This is a genomic window from Blastococcus sp. SYSU DS0669 (assembly GCF_054050895.1).
The window spans coordinates 158854-173859 of the sequence record NZ_JBJHAE010000006.1; the positions used below are offsets into that span (position 1 = coordinate 158854).

The 15006-nt window shown below is 74.7% G+C and carries 17 protein-coding genes; 4 read left to right on the forward strand and 13 right to left on the reverse strand.

Features of this window, described 5'->3' with window-relative positions:
- The first annotated feature begins 62 nt into the window (after positions 1 to 62).
- Positions 63 to 3068, forward strand: a complete 3006-nt coding sequence (locus tag ACI792_RS09245; RefSeq protein ID WP_456602339.1) for a glycosyltransferase family 2 protein — start codon at positions 63 to 65, stop codon at positions 3066 to 3068.
- A gap of 67 nt (positions 3069 to 3135) precedes the next feature.
- Here the strand turns inward: ACI792_RS09245 and ACI792_RS09250 are convergent, their stop codons facing one another.
- From ACI792_RS09250 to ACI792_RS09310, 13 genes are all read right to left on the reverse strand, one after another.
- Positions 3136 to 4098 carry a 3-methyladenine DNA glycosylase gene (locus tag ACI792_RS09250; RefSeq protein WP_456602340.1) on the reverse strand — a complete coding sequence of 321 codons (963 nt, stop codon included), beginning with the start codon at positions 4096 to 4098 and terminating at the stop codon, positions 3136 to 3138.
- A 42-nt stretch (positions 4099 to 4140) separates the two neighbouring features.
- On the reverse strand, positions 4141 to 6084 hold the full coding sequence (locus tag ACI792_RS09255; RefSeq protein WP_456602402.1) for a helix-turn-helix domain-containing protein: 1944 nt from the start codon (positions 6082 to 6084) through the stop codon (positions 4141 to 4143).
- Positions 6085 to 6101: 17 nt separating this feature from the next.
- A complete protein-coding gene (locus ACI792_RS09260) occupies positions 6102 to 6857 on the reverse strand; it encodes a 3-hydroxybutyrate dehydrogenase (RefSeq protein WP_456602341.1) in 756 nt (251 codons plus the stop codon).
- Between the two features lie 102 nt (positions 6858 to 6959).
- Positions 6960 to 7127, reverse strand: a complete 168-nt coding sequence (locus ACI792_RS09265) for a hypothetical protein (RefSeq protein WP_456581003.1) — start codon at positions 7125 to 7127, stop codon at positions 6960 to 6962.
- Positions 7124 to 7375 (reverse strand): hypothetical protein, encoded by a 252-nt coding sequence (locus tag ACI792_RS09270; RefSeq protein WP_456581004.1) that lies wholly within the window; start codon positions 7373 to 7375, stop codon positions 7124 to 7126. Before ACI792_RS09270 ends, ACI792_RS09265 begins: the two co-directional genes overlap by 4 nt.
- A gap of 170 nt (positions 7376 to 7545) precedes the next feature.
- Positions 7546 to 9384 (reverse strand): acyl-CoA dehydrogenase, encoded by a 1839-nt coding sequence (locus ACI792_RS09275; RefSeq protein WP_456602342.1) that lies wholly within the window; start codon positions 9382 to 9384, stop codon positions 7546 to 7548.
- A gap of 138 nt (positions 9385 to 9522) precedes the next feature.
- On the reverse strand, positions 9523 to 9894 hold the full coding sequence (locus tag ACI792_RS09280) for a lipopolysaccharide assembly protein LapA domain-containing protein (protein ID WP_456602343.1): 372 nt from the start codon (positions 9892 to 9894) through the stop codon (positions 9523 to 9525).
- Positions 9891 to 10061: a hypothetical protein gene (locus tag ACI792_RS09285; RefSeq protein ID WP_456602344.1), complete on the reverse strand. Its 171-nt coding sequence runs from the start codon at positions 10059 to 10061 to the stop codon at positions 9891 to 9893. The genes ACI792_RS09280 and ACI792_RS09285 overlap by 4 nt, the downstream gene beginning before the upstream one ends.
- 81 nt (positions 10062 to 10142) lie before the next feature.
- A complete protein-coding gene (locus ACI792_RS09290) occupies positions 10143 to 10568 on the reverse strand; it encodes a hypothetical protein (RefSeq protein ID WP_456602345.1) in 426 nt (141 codons plus the stop codon).
- A gap of 15 nt (positions 10569 to 10583) precedes the next feature.
- Positions 10584 to 11210 carry a TetR/AcrR family transcriptional regulator gene (locus ACI792_RS09295; RefSeq protein WP_456602346.1) on the reverse strand — a complete coding sequence of 209 codons (627 nt, stop codon included), beginning with the start codon at positions 11208 to 11210 and terminating at the stop codon, positions 10584 to 10586.
- Between the two features lie 162 nt (positions 11211 to 11372).
- Positions 11373 to 11507: a hypothetical protein gene (locus ACI792_RS09300; RefSeq protein ID WP_456602347.1), complete on the reverse strand. Its 135-nt coding sequence runs from the start codon at positions 11505 to 11507 to the stop codon at positions 11373 to 11375.
- An 87-nt stretch (positions 11508 to 11594) separates the two neighbouring features.
- On the reverse strand, positions 11595 to 11750 hold the full coding sequence (locus ACI792_RS09305; RefSeq protein WP_456581011.1) for a hypothetical protein: 156 nt from the start codon (positions 11748 to 11750) through the stop codon (positions 11595 to 11597).
- A gap of 64 nt (positions 11751 to 11814) precedes the next feature.
- Entirely contained in the window at positions 11815 to 12741 is a 927-nt protein-coding gene (locus ACI792_RS09310) for a ribokinase (protein WP_456602348.1), read from the reverse strand.
- A 106-nt stretch (positions 12742 to 12847) separates the two neighbouring features.
- On the opposite strand from ACI792_RS09310, the gene ACI792_RS09315 reads away from it, so the two are divergent.
- The 3 genes from ACI792_RS09315 to ACI792_RS09325 all read left to right on the forward strand — a co-directional run bounded on the left by ACI792_RS09315 (position 12848) and on the right by ACI792_RS09325 (position 15001).
- Positions 12848 to 13189, forward strand: coding sequence for a DUF3140 domain-containing protein (locus tag ACI792_RS09315; protein ID WP_456602349.1), 342 nt, complete (start codon positions 12848 to 12850; stop codon positions 13187 to 13189).
- Between the two features lie 5 nt (positions 13190 to 13194).
- Entirely contained in the window at positions 13195 to 13899 is a 705-nt protein-coding gene (locus tag ACI792_RS09320; protein WP_456602350.1) for a methyltransferase domain-containing protein, read from the forward strand.
- A 73-nt stretch (positions 13900 to 13972) separates the two neighbouring features.
- The gene (locus ACI792_RS09325; RefSeq protein ID WP_456581015.1) at positions 13973 to 15001 is read left to right on the forward strand and encodes a type III polyketide synthase; all 1029 of its coding nucleotides are present in this window, start codon (positions 13973 to 13975) and stop codon (positions 14999 to 15001) included.
- The last annotated feature ends 5 nt before the right edge of the window (positions 15002 to 15006 follow it).

Sequence of the window (15006 nt, forward strand, 5' to 3'; positions counted from 1 at the left end):
ACGTCCGGCGGCAGTGGGGGAGCGACCGGCGGCGGGAACCCCTCCCGCTGGTGCCCGCGAAGGTGTCCGAGCGACGCATGGCGATCGGCCGGCTGGCCATCGTCCTGACCGTCTCGGCGTGGGCCGTGTACGTGGCCTTCACCATCGAGCAGCAGTTCATCGAGGGGAAGGCTGACAGCGCGCGGCTGGTCATCGAGGCGATCGTCTACCTGCTGCTGATCACCGGCCTGGCCACATCGGCCATGGCCTACCTCATCACCCGGATCGGGTTCTTCTACCGGAGCCGGGCGCACACCCGGGCGTCGCGCGCCGTCCTCGACGCCTTCTTCGACCAGCCCGCAGCTCCGGTGACGGTGCTCGTCCCCTCGTACCAGGAGGACGAGCGGGTCATCCGGACGACGCTGCTGTCGGCGGCGCTCCAGGAGTACCCGGCGCTGCACGTGGTGCTGCTCATCGACGACCCGCAGAACCCGACCACGAACCGGGCCCGGGCACTGCTGGACGACGCGCGGGCGCTCCCCGGCAGCATCACGGCCCAGCTCGAGGTGCCCGCCGGCCGCTTCCGGGAGGCCCGCGACGCCTTCGAGCGGGCGGTGGGGGACGGCGCCGGCCGGGCCGCGAGGGCCGACGACGTCCGGGAGCTGGCCGAGCACTACCGCTTCGCCGTCGAGTGGCTGCACGACCTGGGCGCCCGGCACGAGGTCATCGACCACACCGACGTCTTCTTCGTCGAGCACGTGGTCGGCGCGTTGGCCGCGGACCTCGCCACGGTCGGCGATGCGCTGGTCAGCGCGGCCCAGGAGGGCGCGGTCCTCCCGGGCGACCGGCTGCTGCAGCTCTACCGCCGGCTCACCGCGACCTTCGGCGCACGCGTCAGCAGTTTCGAGCGCAAGCGCTACCGGTCGCTCTCCCACGAGCCGAACAAGGCCATGAACCTCAACAGCTACATCGGTCTCATGGGGGGCAGCTACCGGGAGGTCCAGACGCCGGTGGGGCTGGCGCTGGTCAGCTCTGCGGCACGGGTGGCCGACCTGACGGTCGAGGAGCCCGAGTACGTCCTCACCCTGGACGCCGACAGCATGCTGCTCCCGGAGTACGCCGCGCGGATCGTGCACCTGCTCAGCCAGAGCGCGCACAGCGGGGTGGCCGTCGCGCAGACGCCGTACAGCTCGTTCCCGGGGTCGGCGACCCGGCTGGAGCGGATCTCCGGTGCGTCGACGGACCTGCAGCACATCGTGCACCAGGGCATGACCCAGTACGACGCGACCTTCTGGGTCGGGGCGAACGCGGTGCTGCGCAAGCGGGCCCTCGACGACATCGTCGAGGTGGACTACGACGGTGACTTCGAGATCCGGCGCTACATCCAGGACCGCACGGTCATCGAGGACACCGAGTCGACCATCGACCTCGGGGTGCACGGCTGGTCGCTGCTGAACTACCCGGAGCGGCTGGCCTACTCGGCGACCCCGCCCGACTTCGGTTCGCTGTGCATCCAGCGGCAGCGGTGGGCCAACGGCGGTCTGCTCATCCTCTCCAAGCTGCGCGAGCAGGTCCGGGCCCGCCGGGCGCGCGGGGAGCGCAACCGCTTCGGCGAGCTGTTCCTCCGGGTGAACTACATGGCCTCCATCTTCTGGAGCTCCGTGTGCCTCGTCGTCATGCTCTTCTACCCGTTCAACGCCGAGCTGCTCCACCCGCTCCTGCTGCTCGTGTCGGTGCCGTACTTCCTCATGATGGCCGGAGATCTGCGCGCCACCGGGTACCGGCGGACCGACGTCCTGCGCATCTACGGCTTCAACCTGATCCTGCTGCCGGTCAACCTGTCGGGCTCCTTCGCCTCCATCCTGCAGCTGATCACCGGGGAGAAGAGCGCCTTCAAGCGGACGCCGAAGGTTCGTGACCGCACGACGGCGGGGGCCGTGTTCATCCTCGCGCCCCTGGCGCTGATCGGGTTCTCCGCCTACACCGTCGTCGTGGACATCCAGTCGCAGCACTGGGGCCATCTCGTCTTCGCCGCGCTCAACACCGCGCTGGCCACCTACGCCATGGTCGCGTTCGTGGGTCTCGGCAACAGCATGGTGGACCTGTGGGTGCACCTGCGGGACTGGCTCTACCGCCCGGTGGAGCCGCGTCGGCAGGGGGACGTCCGCGCGGGCCGGCCGTCCCGGTCGTCGGGAGCCGCCCAGCCCCGGCCCGTCGCCGTCCCGCCGGCTCCCGACTGGGCTTCCGTCCTCCACTACGGCATCCCCGGCACGCCGGGGGGCATCGCCGTGCCCGCGGATGTCGGCGGCGTGCGGGAGGTCGCCCCGGTCCCCGCGCCGCGGTCCGCCCCGCCGGTCGAGCCGGACGACAGCGCCGTGGTGGCCGCGTTCCGCGACTTCATCTTCTTCACCGTCTTCCAGCCGATCGTCGATCTCACGACCGGCGAACCGGTGGGGTACGAGGCGCTGTGCCGGTTCGCCGACGGACGGGCTCCCCAGGAGCGGCTGGATGCGGCGACCGACCGCGGCATCGGCGTGGACCTCGACGGCGCGTTGCTGCGGGCCTCGCTGGCCGCCGCGGCGTCGCTGCCCGAGGGTGCGTGGGTCTCGGTGAACGTCTCCCCGGCGCTGTGGCACTCGCCGCGGGAGCTCTCCAGCATCGTCAGCCGCTCGACCTGCCCGGTGGTCCTGGAGTCCGGCACGCTGGTCGAGGGGCGGAGCCTCTCCGCGGCCGAGCTGCCGATCGGGGTGCAGGTCGCGCTGGAGAACCCGCTGGTGGGCTACGAGAGCTTCCGCTGGGTGGAGGAGCACCGGCCGGGGTTCCTCAAGCTCGGGCGGGAGACGACGGTCGGCATCGAGCACGACGCCGCGCGGCGTGCGCTGCTCGCGGCGCTCGTGCCCTTCGCCGAGGAGCGCGGGTGCCGTGTCGTGGCCTCGGGAGTGGAGACGGCGACCGAGCGGGACGCGCTGCGGGAGAGCGGGGTCCAGCTGGCGCAGGGCTTCTTCCTCGGGCTGCCGGCACCCGCGCGCGTGCTGGACCGGCGACCGGCGTCCGGACCGGGCCTGGTCGAGGTCTCGTCCGGGCGGTGAGCTCGGTGCTGTGACGGGCCCTGACCCGCGCCGCGCCCGGTCTGCCCGCGACGATCAGCGCCCCTGATCATCGAGCGTCCTCCCTCACGTCCTGCGCTGAGGGAGGACGCTCCACGATCAGGTTCCCTGATCCCGGCCACGGGGACGGCGGAGTCGCGGTGCCGGTGAGGAGGCGGTCGCAGACGTCGATCAGGCGCTGCCGCAGCACGGCGCCCCGCGCGGCGAACCCTCGCTGCGCGGCCACGTACTCGGCCTTGCCCTCGGGCGTCTCGATCGGGACGGGGGCGTAGCCGTGCGCGCGCAGGTCGTACGGGGAGGCGCGCATGTCCAGCTCCCGGATCGCCACGGCCAGCTCGAAGCAGTCGGCGACCAGCTCCCCCGGTGTGGCGGGGCTGAGCTTGTAGGCCCACTTGTAGAGGTCCATGCCCGCGTGCAGGCACCCCGGCTGCTCCAGCAGCGGCTGGCTCTCGCGGGTGGGCTGCAGCCGGTTCCGCCCGACGGCGGCCGGGGTGAAGAACCGGAACGCGTCGAAGTGGCTGCACCGGACCGGGTGCGCCTCGACGACGGCGTCGGTGCCCTCCTGGCCGAGCCGCAGCGGGACCGGGTGCCGGGTGCCCGTGTCGCGGTAGACCATCGCCCACTCGTGCAGACCGAAGCACCCGGTGAACGCCGGGCGGGAGGCGGTCGCCACGAGCAGCCGGCGGACGAAGCGCACGGTGTCCCCGCGGTCGGCCAGGAAGGCGGCGACGTCGAGCCGCACCGTCGCGCCGTCGGTCCCGTACCAGCGCCGGCCCGCGTGCGGTGCGGGCCCGGCCAGGGCGACGTCCGGGCCGGGGTGCCAGCGGCGGAGCCGGCCCGGCGTCTCGGAGTAGTAGGTGAACAGGAAGTCCAGCACCGGGTGGGTCTCGCCACGACGGCGCCGCTCGCGGTGCGGCACCGCCCAGCGGTCCACCCGCAGCTCGTGCGCCGCGGTCCGCGCCTGCCACTCCTCGACCGCCAGGACCGGCGGGTGGACGGCGGTCTGCTGCACCGGGCCAGGGTACGAGCCCCTGTCGGGGCGCCGGCCGGGAAGTCAGTCCGGGTCGACGCGGGTGAGCCGGTGCAGGCGCAGCGCGAGCTGGACCTCCAGGGCGCGGGCGGGGGAGGACCACTCCCGGCCGAGCAGGCGGCCGATGCGGTCCAGGCGCTGGGTGACGGTGTTGACGTGCACCTGCAGGGCCTCCGCCGCCCGGGCCGGCGAGCTGCCCGCCGCGAAGAAGGCCTCCAGCGTCCCCTCCAGGTCGGTGCCCCGCTTCGCGTCGTACTCCAGCACGGGGGCCAGCGTCGCCGTCACGAAGGCGGGCACGTCGCGGCCCTCCCCGACGAGCAGGCCGAAGAACCCCAGCTCCTCGGCGCTCGCCGAGTCGCCGGTGCGGCCGAGCGCCACCAGGGTCGCCGCGCAGCGGGCGGCCTCCGCGTGTGCGGCCGCGACCGCACCGGGGCCGGAGGCGGGCCCGGCGCCCCCGACGGTGGCCGCTCCGGCGCCGGCGGCGGCGAGCTCCCGGCGGACCGTGGCCGCCGCGGTGCCGGGCTCGAGCCCGGGCAGGCAGAGAACGACGCAGCCGCCGTGCAGGCCGGCCAGCCCACCGCGGGTCGCCGCCAGGTGGGCCGCGGTGGCCAGCGCCCGCGGCCGGCACCGGGCCTCGACCCGGGCGACGACGACGGCGTGCGGGCGGTCGAGGTCCGCGCCCAGCCGGCGTGCGCGCTCCCGGAGCCCGTCGGGGTCGCGCAGCCCGGGGCTCAGCAGCGCCTCGAGCAGCTCACCCCGCACCCGGTTCTCCGCCTCGCCCGCCGTCCGGCGGATGAGCAGCAGCAGGGCGGTGACCAGCGCGGCGCGCTCCAGGATCCGCTGGTCCGAGTCGGCCAGCTCCTCCTCGCGGTGCAGCACCAGCCCGCCCAGCAACTCGCTGTCCACCGTGACGGCGGCGGTCCACCAGCTGCCGTCCTGCACCGTGCGGCCGGTCGCGCGGGCCAGGGTGAGGGCCCCGGCGGGATCGGGCGGCAGCGCGGTCGCCGCCTCGGCGCCGGGCGAGGCGGCCCGGCCCTCCTCGTCGAGCACGGTGATGCTGCCGCCCAGGGCCTCGGTCACCGCGGCGGCGACGTCCTCGACCCCGCCGCCGCGCAGGACGACGTCGATGAACCGGTCGTGCGCGCCGGCCGCCCGCTCCACCGACGCGGTGTGGGCGCGCAGCCGGCGGCTGGCCGCCGAGAGCTCGTCCAGCGCCGACCGCGTCTCCTCCAGCAGCCGGGCGTTGTCCAGGGCGATCGCCGCGTGGGCGGCCAGCGAGCCCAGGAGGGAGACCTGCGACCGGTCGAAGGTCCGCTCGCGTCTGTCGGCGGCGAAGAGGACGCCGATGACCTGCGCGCCCCGGACCAGCGGCACCCCGAGGATCGCGACGAGCCCCTCGTCGCGCACGCCGTCGTTGATCTCGGTCGTGTGCCGGAACCGGGGGTCGGTGAAGTAGCTCGCCGTGGCGTAGGGCGCGGCGGTCTGGGCGACGAGCCCGCCCAGCCCCGCCCCCATCGGCAGCCGCAGGCCCTGGAACCGGGCCGAGACCGAGCCGTCGGTGACCCGCATGTAGGTGTCGCCGCGCACGGGGTCGTTCAGCGTCAGGTAGGAGACGTCGCTGCCCAGCAGCTGGCGGGCACGCCGGACGATGGCGGTGAGCACCGAGTCCACGCCGCGGAGCGCCGCGAGGTCGTTGGCGGTGTCGAAGAGGGCGGTGAGCTCGGACTCCCGGCGGCGCCGGGCGGCGAACGCCTCGCGGACCTCCAGCGCCAGCACCTTGACCCGGTCCAGCTCGGCGAGCTCGTCGGCGTCGGCCCCCGCCGCCCGCGCCCGCACCAGCGGCCGTTCGTACTCGATCGCCGCGGCGTCGCCGAGCAGCAGCTCGAAGAACTCGGCGGTCCGGCCCGGCACCGGGCGCGGGCCGGCACCGCCGGAGGAGGGCGCCGGGGGGGTGGACACGACCGGCATTCTGGCCGGTCGCGCGGTCACCGTGCGCTCCACCCGCCGTCCATGACCAGAGAGGTGCCGGTGACCGAGGCCGCGGAGGGGGAGCACAGCCAGGCGACGGCGTCGGCCACCTCCACCGGCTCGATCAGCCGCTTCACCGCCGCCGGGGCCAGCATCACCTGCTCGACGACGTCGCCCTCGGACAGGCCGTGCGCCAGCGCCTGCGCGGCGATCTGCCCCTCCACCAGCGGGGTTCGCACGTAGGCGGGGTTGACGCAGTTGGAGGTGACGCCCCGCGCGGCGCCCTCCAGGGCGATGACCTTGGAGAGCCCCTCCAAGCCGTGCTTGGCCGTGACGTAGGCCGACTTGTACGGCGAGGCGCGCAGCCCGTGGACCGAGCTGACGTTGACCACCCGGCCCCAGCCGCGGTCGTACATGTGCGGCAGCGCGCCGCGGACCAGCCGGAAGGGGGCCTCCAGCATCAGCCGCAGGATGTGGGAGAACCGGTCGACCGGGAACTCGTGCACCGGCGCGACGTGCTGCAGGCCGGCGTTGTTGACCAGGATGTCGACGGCGAGGTCGAGGCGGTCGACGGCGTCCAGGTCGGAGAGGTCGGCCGTGACCGCCGTGCCGCCCACCTGCCCGGCCACGGCCTGCGCGCCCTCGGCGTCGCGGTCGACGATCACGACGTCGGCGCCGTCGGCGGCCAGCCGGAGCGCGCAGGCACGGCCGATGCCGGACGCCCCGCCGGTGATGAGTGCCCGCCGCCCGACCAGGGGACCGTTGACCGCCATGGCGCGAACGCTAGGCCGCCGGTGCGACCTGCCCCACGGTCGCCGCGCACACAGCACGCTGCCCCCGGATGGTGTGGCAGCACACCCGCCGCCCGGGCTCGGTCAGTCGGGGACGTTCCCCGGGCGGGTGACGCCGTCGTCCCGCTGCGCGTCGTCGTCGGTGGTGAGCGTCGCCTCCCCCTCGGGGGCGCCGTCCTCCTGGGCCTCGGCGACGGGCCCGTCCGTGGTGTCGGGGGACTCGCGGTACCCGGTGGGCTGGGACTCGGTCATCGGCCGTCGTCCCCGGAGCGGTCGGTCGGGGCCTGGACCTCGCCGGTGGCGCCGGCGCGGGTGGCGCGGGCGACGTCGCCGTCCGCGCGCGCGGGCAGGTCGTCCCCCTGGGCGGCGTCCCGCTCGACGCCTTCCTCGGCGGTGAGCGGCACGTCGTCGAAGGAGGAGGCGAGGTCGCTGTTGGCCCCCGTGCCCGACGAGGTGGGTACGTCCTGCTGGATGCGGTCGCTGCCCTGCGGATCGGTCATGCCGGCCTCCTGTCCGTCGGCTGTCCCGACAGCCCATGCCCGTCGTCGTCTCCCCCAAACGACCGGGGCCGCCTCCCCGACGCGAAGGCGGCCCCGGTGACGGGATGGAACGGCCCTCGTGCAGGGGCCCGCCGCGAGCCTGCGAGCGGTGGGGGGGCGCGAGGGTCCTCCTAGAAGGCCGCTTCCGGCACGTCCATGAGGGCGTTGTCGGTGGCCTCGACGATGGCCCGCTCCGCCGTGAGCCTCGGCAGCACCTGGGTGGCGAAGAAGCGCGTGGCGGCGAGCTTGCCCTCGTAGAAGTGCCTGTCCTTCTCGCTGACGTCGCCGGCCAGGGCGGCCAGGGCGACCTCGGACTGGCGGATCAGCAGCCAGGCGGTGATCAGGTCGCCGGTGGCCAGCAGCAGCCGACTGGTGTTCTGCGCGACCTTGTAGAGCGAGGACATGTCCTCCTGGGCGGCGGTCAGGTGACCGAACATCGTGGTGAGCATGCCCTGGACGTCCTGGAGGGCGGTGCCGAGCAGCGTCCGCTCCTCCTTGAGCCGGCCGTTCCCGGCCTGGCCGTCGACCGTGGCCTGGATCTGCTCGGCCAGCCAGGTCAGCGCGACGCCGCCGTCCTTGACGATCTTCCGGAAGAAGAAGTCCTGGCCCTGGATCGCGGTCGTGCCCTCGTAGAGGGTGTCGATCTTGGAGTCCCGGATGTACTGCTCGATCGGGTAGTCCTGCAGGAAGCCCGAACCGCCCAGCGTCTGCAGCGACTCGGAGGTGAGCAGCTCCGTGGCGCGCTCGGAGCCGAAGCCCTTGACGACCGGCAGCAGCAGGTCGTTGACCCGCTCTGCCAGGCGCGCCGCCTCGCTGTCCCCGGCGGCCTCCGCCTCGGTGACGCGGTCGCGGAAGCCCGCGGTGTAGAGGTACAGCGCCCGCATGCCCTCGGCGTAGGCCTTCTGCCGCATCAGCGAGCGGCGGACGTCCGGGTGGTGGGTGATGGTCACCCGGGGGGCGTCCTTGCTGGTCGCCGTCAGGTCGGCGCCCTGGACGCGGGTCTTCGCGTAGTCCAGCGCGACCTGGTAGCCGGCCGAGAGGGTCGCGATCGCCTTGGCGCCGACGAACATCCGGGCGTGCTCGATGACCTTGAACATCTGGGCGATGCCGTCGTGCACCCCGCCGACCAGCCAGCCCTGCGCCGGCACCGGGCCGTCGCCGAAGGTGAGTTCACAGGTCGTCGACACCTTGAGGCCCATCTTCTTCTCGACGTTGGTGACGTAGGCGCCGTTGCGCTCGCCGAGCTCGCCGGTCGCGAGGTCGACGTGGAACTTGGGGACGACGAAGAGCGACAGCCCCTTGGTGCCGGCCTTCGCGCCCTCGGGGCGGGCCAGGACCAGGTGGATGATGTTGTCGCTCATGTCGTGCTCGGCCGACGTGATGAACCGCTTCACGCCGTGGATGTGCCAGGAGCCGTCGGGCTGCTGCACGGCCTTGGTGGTGCCGGCGCCGACGTCGGAGCCCGCGTCGGGCTCGGTGAGGACCATCGTGGCGCCCCACCGGTGCTCCAGCATGAGCTCGGCCAGGCGCTTCTGGTCCGGCGTGCCCAGCTCGTCGAGGATGGCGGCGAAGGCGGCGCCCGAGCCGTACATGAACACGGCGGGGTTGGCGCCCAGGATCATCTCGAAGGCGCCCCAGGTGAGGGCGTGGGGTGCGCCGAAGCCGCCGAGGTGCTCGGGCAGGTCGAGACGGGACCACTCGCCGTCCTGGACGGCCTTGTACGACTTCTTGAACGACTCCGGGAGGGTCACGGAGTTCGTCGCCGGGTCGAAGACCGGCGGGTTGCGGTCGGCGTCGACGAACGAGGCGGCGACCGGGCCCTCGGCGAGCTTCCGGATCTCGGCCAGGATCCCGCGCGCGGTGCCGGCGTCCATCTGCTCGAACGGACCGGTGCCGAACTTGTCCTTGGTCTCCAGGAACTCGAAGAGGTTGAACTCGAGGTCCCGCAGATTGGCGGTGTAGTGCGTCATGGCGCTCAGGCTCCCGTGCTCCGTGCCGGCGGACGGCGTCGTCCTACTCGCGAGTAACAAACGTTATTACCCGCGAGTAGCAACGGCAAGCACCGGGGCGCCGGACACGCCTGCGGCCGGGGTCTGCCCCGGAGGGGGTCAGCGCTTGCGACGCCGCGCGCGCATGACCGCGCCCGCCAGCCACACGAGCAGGCCGCCCAGCGCCGCCGCCACCAGCAGCGCCACCACCAGGGGGCCCTCGACGTCGGTGAAGACGAGGCTGATCTGCACCGACTGGCCGTTGAAGACGACGAACAGCACGAGCACGACGGTGACGAAGATGAGCAGCGCCAGCGCGAGGGAGCGGCCGATGGCCTTCCCGGTGTGCCGTTCGCGGGCCGGGGCCGGCTCGGCCGGTCGTTCGGTGGTGCGGTCGGGTTCGGCGCCGGGATCGCCCGGGGGCTGGGAGCCGAGCCCGACGCTGAGCGGGTCGCGCTGCGCGCCGGCAGGCTCCCGTCCGGGGCCGGTCACCGGGCGTCCGGTTCGGTGTCGGCGGGCGGGTAGGCCGGGCCGGCGATGCCGTCGGCCGGGCCCTCCGTGGCGCCCAGGGAGTCGCGGTCCTCGCCGGGCGCCTTGTGCGCGCCGAGCGGCTGGGCCTCGCGGTCGGAGCCCGCGTTGTTCTCGTCCGGCATGGTCATGAGGAGTGATCTGCCCGCGCTCCCGCACGCGGAAACAGGGCCCTCACCAGGCGTGTCGGGATCGCGCCCCCGGGCGGGCCGTCAGTCGGCCAGCGCCGGGCCGGCCTCGTGCGCGGGGTGGCCCGCGGTCCGCTCGCGCTGCTTCATCCGCGCCTCGAACACGTGCCGGTCACCTCCGGCGAGCTCGTCCCGGGCGCGCGCGTCGAAGGCGCGGAAGGTGCCCCAGTAGTTCTCGTCGAAGTCCTCGACGATCTGGAACGTCCACCGGTCGGCGATGACGTTGCGCCCCACCAGGTCCCGCTCGAGGTCCGCGGCCAGCGGGCCGGCGCCGGCGTCCCGGAACAGGTCGACGGACTCCTGCAGGAGCCGGTCGGCCTTGCCGGTCAGCTGGTGGAAGGCGTACAGGAAGCCACGCGCCTGGTCGACGGTCTCCAGGGCCTCGGACAGCTTGCCGAGCGCCTCCACGGTCTGGTCGTCGAGGTCGGGCCGGGTGCGGTCGTTGCTCACCGGCCCATCCTGCGGTCAGCCGCGGGCGACCGCGATCTCGATCAGCCGCTCGGCCAGCCGTCGCCCGTGGGCGGCGGGGCCGTCGGGGCCCAGGAGCCCGCCCGAGAGGTACATCCCGTCGATGATCAGGTGGACCTGGGCGGCGAGGTCCTCGCCGTCGCCCGGGACGATCTCGTCGGCCAGCCGCTCCAGGCGCGCGTGCAGCTCGAACTTGTAGTCGGCGGCGGCGCTGCGGGCGGGGTGCTGCGGGTCGTCGTACTCGCTGCTGACGTTCGTGAACGGGCAGCCGCGGAACCCGGTCCGCGTGACGTCGCGCTCGACGGCGTCGACGACCGACAGCAGCGCCGCGCGCGGGTCGCCCTCGAGCCGGTCGAGCTCGGCGTCGATGAAGCCGAGCACGGTCGCCGCCTTGCGGCTGAGGTAGGCCCCGACGAGGTCGTCCTTGCTCTTGAAGAGCCGGTAGACCGTCATCTTGCCCAGCCCGGTCTCGCGGACCAGCTCGTCCATGCCCACGCTGCGGGAGCTCCGGCCGGCGAAGAGGCGCTCGGCGGTGTCCAGCACGATCGCCTGCCGCTCGGCGCGGCTGCGGCGGACCGGAGCCGTGGCGTCGTCGGCGGCGGTGAGGGGCAGGGCGGCGGTCACGTCACCGATGCTGCACCAGATCGTGACGGAGCAGTTCGCGGCACGCCGACCCTGATCGCTCTGGGTGACGAGGGGCGCGCGGGCTCCCCGTGGCACCGGGGAGCGGAGGTGTTCGTGTGACGACGCAGCGTGACCGCCGAGCCCCGCAGGGCCCAGCCGACGTCAGTCCCGCCGGGTGCGGCGCGGGTTCGCCAGCAGCCGCGCGACGGCGCGCGCCGCGGTCTCGCCGGAGGAGTCGGTCCGCGACCCGTCGGTCGACTCGTCGGTGGCCCGGGTGTGCAGCAGGTTGTCCTCCATGCTCCGGCGCGTGCCCGGGTCGTGGCGGTGCGAAACCGGGACGCGGCTGATCAGGGCTGAGAGGTGGGTCACCCGCCCGGGCACTGGTCAGGTGTCCGGGGTGTCGGCACCCCCGCCGGCGGCGTCGGTGCGGCCCTCGGCCGGCTCCTCGGGGTGCGGGGTGCGGCCGCTGCCGGGCTCCTCGCCGGCCGGGTCGCCCTCGGCGCGCTCGGCGCTGCGCGGCGTGCGGTGGGATTCGCTCATCGCGGGTTCCTCCTCGGGTGGGACGGGAAGCCTGTGCCCGGTCCTCGGGCGGGGAAACCGGGGGTCAGCCCACCGGGGTGGCCGCGGGCACCCGGGTCAGGAGCTCGCGCACCGTCTCCTCGTCGGGCAGCGCGCCCCGCGCGCCCGGGCCCGTGGTGGACGCCGCCGCCGCCGCGACGGCGTGCCGGACGGCGTCGGGGAGCGTCGCGCCGGTGGCGAGCGCCTGGCCCAGCGCACCGCAGAAGCAGTCCCCGGCGCCGGTCGTGTCGACGGCGGTCACCGGCGGCGGCGGCTGCAGCACGGCCGGCCCCTCCCCCGCGGGCACGACCAGGGCACCGCGCGCGCCGAGGGTCACCACGACGGCGCCCGGCGTCACCCGGCGGGCCAGCCGCACCAGGTCGGCGGGAGAGCGGTCGGCCGGCCCGGCTCCGGCCAGCAGGAGCAGCTCGTGCTCGTTGGGGACGAGCACGTCGACCCGCTGCAGCAGGGCGTCGGACAGCGGGGCGGGCGGTGCCGGGGTGAGGACGACGGTGCCGGTCGCGGCCCGCGCCGCCGCCTCGACCGCCGGCATCGGCACCTCGAGCTGGAGCAGCAGCACGCGCGCCGACCGCACCGACGGCACCTCGACGTCGACGGGGGAGAGCTCGGCGTTCGCGCCGGGCACCACGACGATCAGGTTCTCGCCGGTGCCCGCCTCGACCGGGATGGTGGCGCTGCCGGTGAGCGTGCCGATCGTGCGCAGCACGCGGCTCACGTTGACCCGGGAGGAGGCCAGCGCGGCCAGCTGCCGGTCGCCCGCCGGGTCGTCGCCCACCCGGCCGACCATGTGCACGCCGCCGCCCAGGAGCCCCGCGGCCGCGGCCTGGTTGGCGCCCTTCCCGCCCGGGGCGAGCGCCGAGGCGCGGGCGACCACCGTCTCCCCCCGGCCGGGCAGCCGGTCGACGGACACCAGGACGTCCTCGTTGAGGCTGCCGACGACGGTGACGGACACGGGGACCTCCGGGGACGGGACAGGGGTACCAGCAGTACCAGACGCGCGGTTTCCGCCGGTCGGCGCGGCGGTACCCGGGGGAGGACGACCACCGAGCGGAGAGCTGATGGCGACCGACGACCCAGACACGATCCGGCGCGCGTTCGGCGAGGCGGTGAACATGACCGCGGGCGAGCTGGAGAAGTGGCTGGAGACGGAGGAGTCCCGGTCCGTGGGGCAGAAGGACGGCGACGGCGAGTCCACCGGCCACGCCTCCGGCCGGCGGATCGTGGAGCTCCTGCGCACCAGGAAGGCCGACCTCGACGACGACGACCTCGCCCACATGCGGAAGGTGCACGGCTACGTGGCCCGCCACCTGGCGCAGCGCCCCGAGCACGAGGACGTGGAGAGCTCCCGGTGGCGGTACTCCCTGATGAACTGGGGGCACGATCCGCTGAAGAAGGGCTAGGCACCGTGCGACCGACCACCCTGCCGCGCAACGACCCCGCCCAGTACGACGACCTCGCCGACCAGTGGTGGGAGCCCGCGGGCGGGTTCGCCGCGCTGCACTGGCTGGCCGCCTCCCGGGCCGAGCACATCCCCCCGGCGGAGGGGCCCGCGCTCCTGGTCGACCTCGCCTGCGGCGGCGGGCTGATGGCCCCGCACGCCGCCCGGCTGGGGTACCGGCACGTGGGCGTCGACCTCGGGCTGGAGGGGCTCCGGGTCGCCGGCGCCCGGGGCGTGCTCCCCGTGCGCGGCTCGGTCCTCGCCGTCCCCCTGGCCGACGGCTGCGCCGACGTCGTCGTCGCCGGCGAGATCCTCGAGCACGTCGAGGACGACGTCGCGGTGCTCGCGGAGTGCGCGCGCCTGCTCCGGCCCGGTGGGGTCCTGGTCGTCGACGCGCTGGCCGCCACCCGGATCGGCCGCTTCCTCATGGTCACCGTGGCGGAGCGGCTGCCCGGCGGCCCGCCACCGGGCATCCACGACCCGGCGCTCTTCGTCGACCGCGAGCGGCTGCTCGCCGCAGCCGACCGGCTGGGTCTGGACCTCCACCTGGTCGGCCTGCGCCCGTCGTTCCGGGACGCGATCGCCTGGCGGCTGGGCCGCCGCGACTCGGTCCGCATGAAGCCGATCCGGTCCACGGCCGTGGTCTTCGCCGGCTACGGCCGGAAGCGGTGAGCGGGCGACGCGGCGGCGGCGCACGTACCGTCGGAAGCATGATCCCGAGCAGGTCGGCCGTGGAGCCGCGCCCGTGACGACCGCCGTCCTCACCGGGGCCGGGTCCGCGCTGCCCACCACGCTCGACCAGGAGGCCGCCTGGGACGGGTTCTTCGCCGACCACTACGCGGGGGTCCGCGCCGCCCGCCGGATCTTCCTCGGCGCCGGCGTCCGCAGCCGGCACGCGGTGGCCAACCCCATGGACGAGGACCTCAGCGGCTGGGGCACCGGCGCGCGCATGGCCCGGTACATCGAGGAGGCCCTGCCACTGGGCAAGCAGGCGGTGGCCGGCGCGCTGGACTCCGCCGGGCTCGCCCCGGGCGACGTCGGCCTGTTCGCCGTCGCGACCTGCACCGGGTACGCGACGCCCGGGCTGGACATCCGGCTGGCCAGCGACCTCGGCATGCCCACGGGGCTGCAGCGGCTGCTGGTCGGGCACATGGGCTGCTACGCGGCCATCCCCGGCCTGGCCGCCGTCGGCGACTTCGTCACCGCCCGGTCCCGGCCGGCGGTGCTGCTGTGCTGCGAGCTGACCAGCCTGCACGTGCAGCCCGCCCAGGACGACCTCGAGCAGGTGGTCGCGCACGCGTTGTTCTCCGACGCCGCCGCGGCGGTGGTCGTCGAGCCCGGCACGTCCCGCGGGCGGCGGCTGGCCGCGGTCGTCGCGCGCACCGACGCCTCCACGGCCGACCACATGACCTGGGACGTCACCGACCTCGGCTTCCGCATGGGGCTCTCCCCGCGGGTGCCCGACGTCCTCTCCCGGCACGTGGGCGACGTCGTCGACGAGTTGCTCTCCGGAGCAGGCCTGCGCACCGAGGACGTCGCCGGGTGGGCCGTGCACCCCGGCGGCCCGCGCATCATCGACGTCGTCCGCGACGAGCTGGGGCTGCGCGAGGAGCAGGTCGCGGCGTCCCGCCGGGTGCTCTCCGAGCACGGCAACTGCTCCTCGGCGACCGTCCTGCTGGTGCTCCAGGAGCTGGCCGACGTCGACGGCCCGGTCGTGGCCATGGCGTTCGGGCCGGGCCTGACCCTGTACGCGGCGCTGCTGCTGCCGGCCTGAGGAAG

Excerpts from the sequence above, each read along its gene's own strand:
- ACI792_RS09270 (WP_456581004.1), bottom strand. The coding sequence starts at position 7,375 with ATGACCGATCCGCAGGGCAGCGACCGCATCCAGCAGGACGTACCCACC.
- ACI792_RS09285 (WP_456602344.1), bottom strand. The coding sequence starts at position 10,061 with ATGACCATGCCGGACGAGAACAACGCGGGCTCCGACCGCGAGGCCCAG.
- ACI792_RS09260 (WP_456602341.1), bottom strand. The coding sequence starts at position 6,857 with ATGGCGGTCAACGGTCCCCTGGTCGGGCGGCGGGCACTCATCACCGGC.
- ACI792_RS09305 (WP_456581011.1), bottom strand. The coding sequence starts at position 11,750 with ATGAGCGAATCCCACCGCACGCCGCGCAGCGCCGAGCGCGCCGAGGGC.
- ACI792_RS09275 (WP_456602342.1), bottom strand. The coding sequence starts at position 9,384 with ATGACGCACTACACCGCCAATCTGCGGGACCTCGAGTTCAACCTCTTC.
- ACI792_RS09315 (WP_456602349.1), top strand. The coding sequence starts at position 12,848 with ATGGCGACCGACGACCCAGACACGATCCGGCGCGCGTTCGGCGAGGCG.
- ACI792_RS09255 (WP_456602402.1), bottom strand. The coding sequence starts at position 6,084 with ATGCCGGTCGTGTCCACCCCCCCGGCGCCCTCCTCCGGCGGTGCCGGC.
- ACI792_RS09265 (WP_456581003.1), bottom strand. The coding sequence starts at position 7,127 with ATGACCGAGTCCCAGCCCACCGGGTACCGCGAGTCCCCCGACACCACG.
- ACI792_RS09300 (WP_456602347.1), bottom strand. The coding sequence starts at position 11,507 with ATGGAGGACAACCTGCTGCACACCCGGGCCACCGACGAGTCGACCGAC.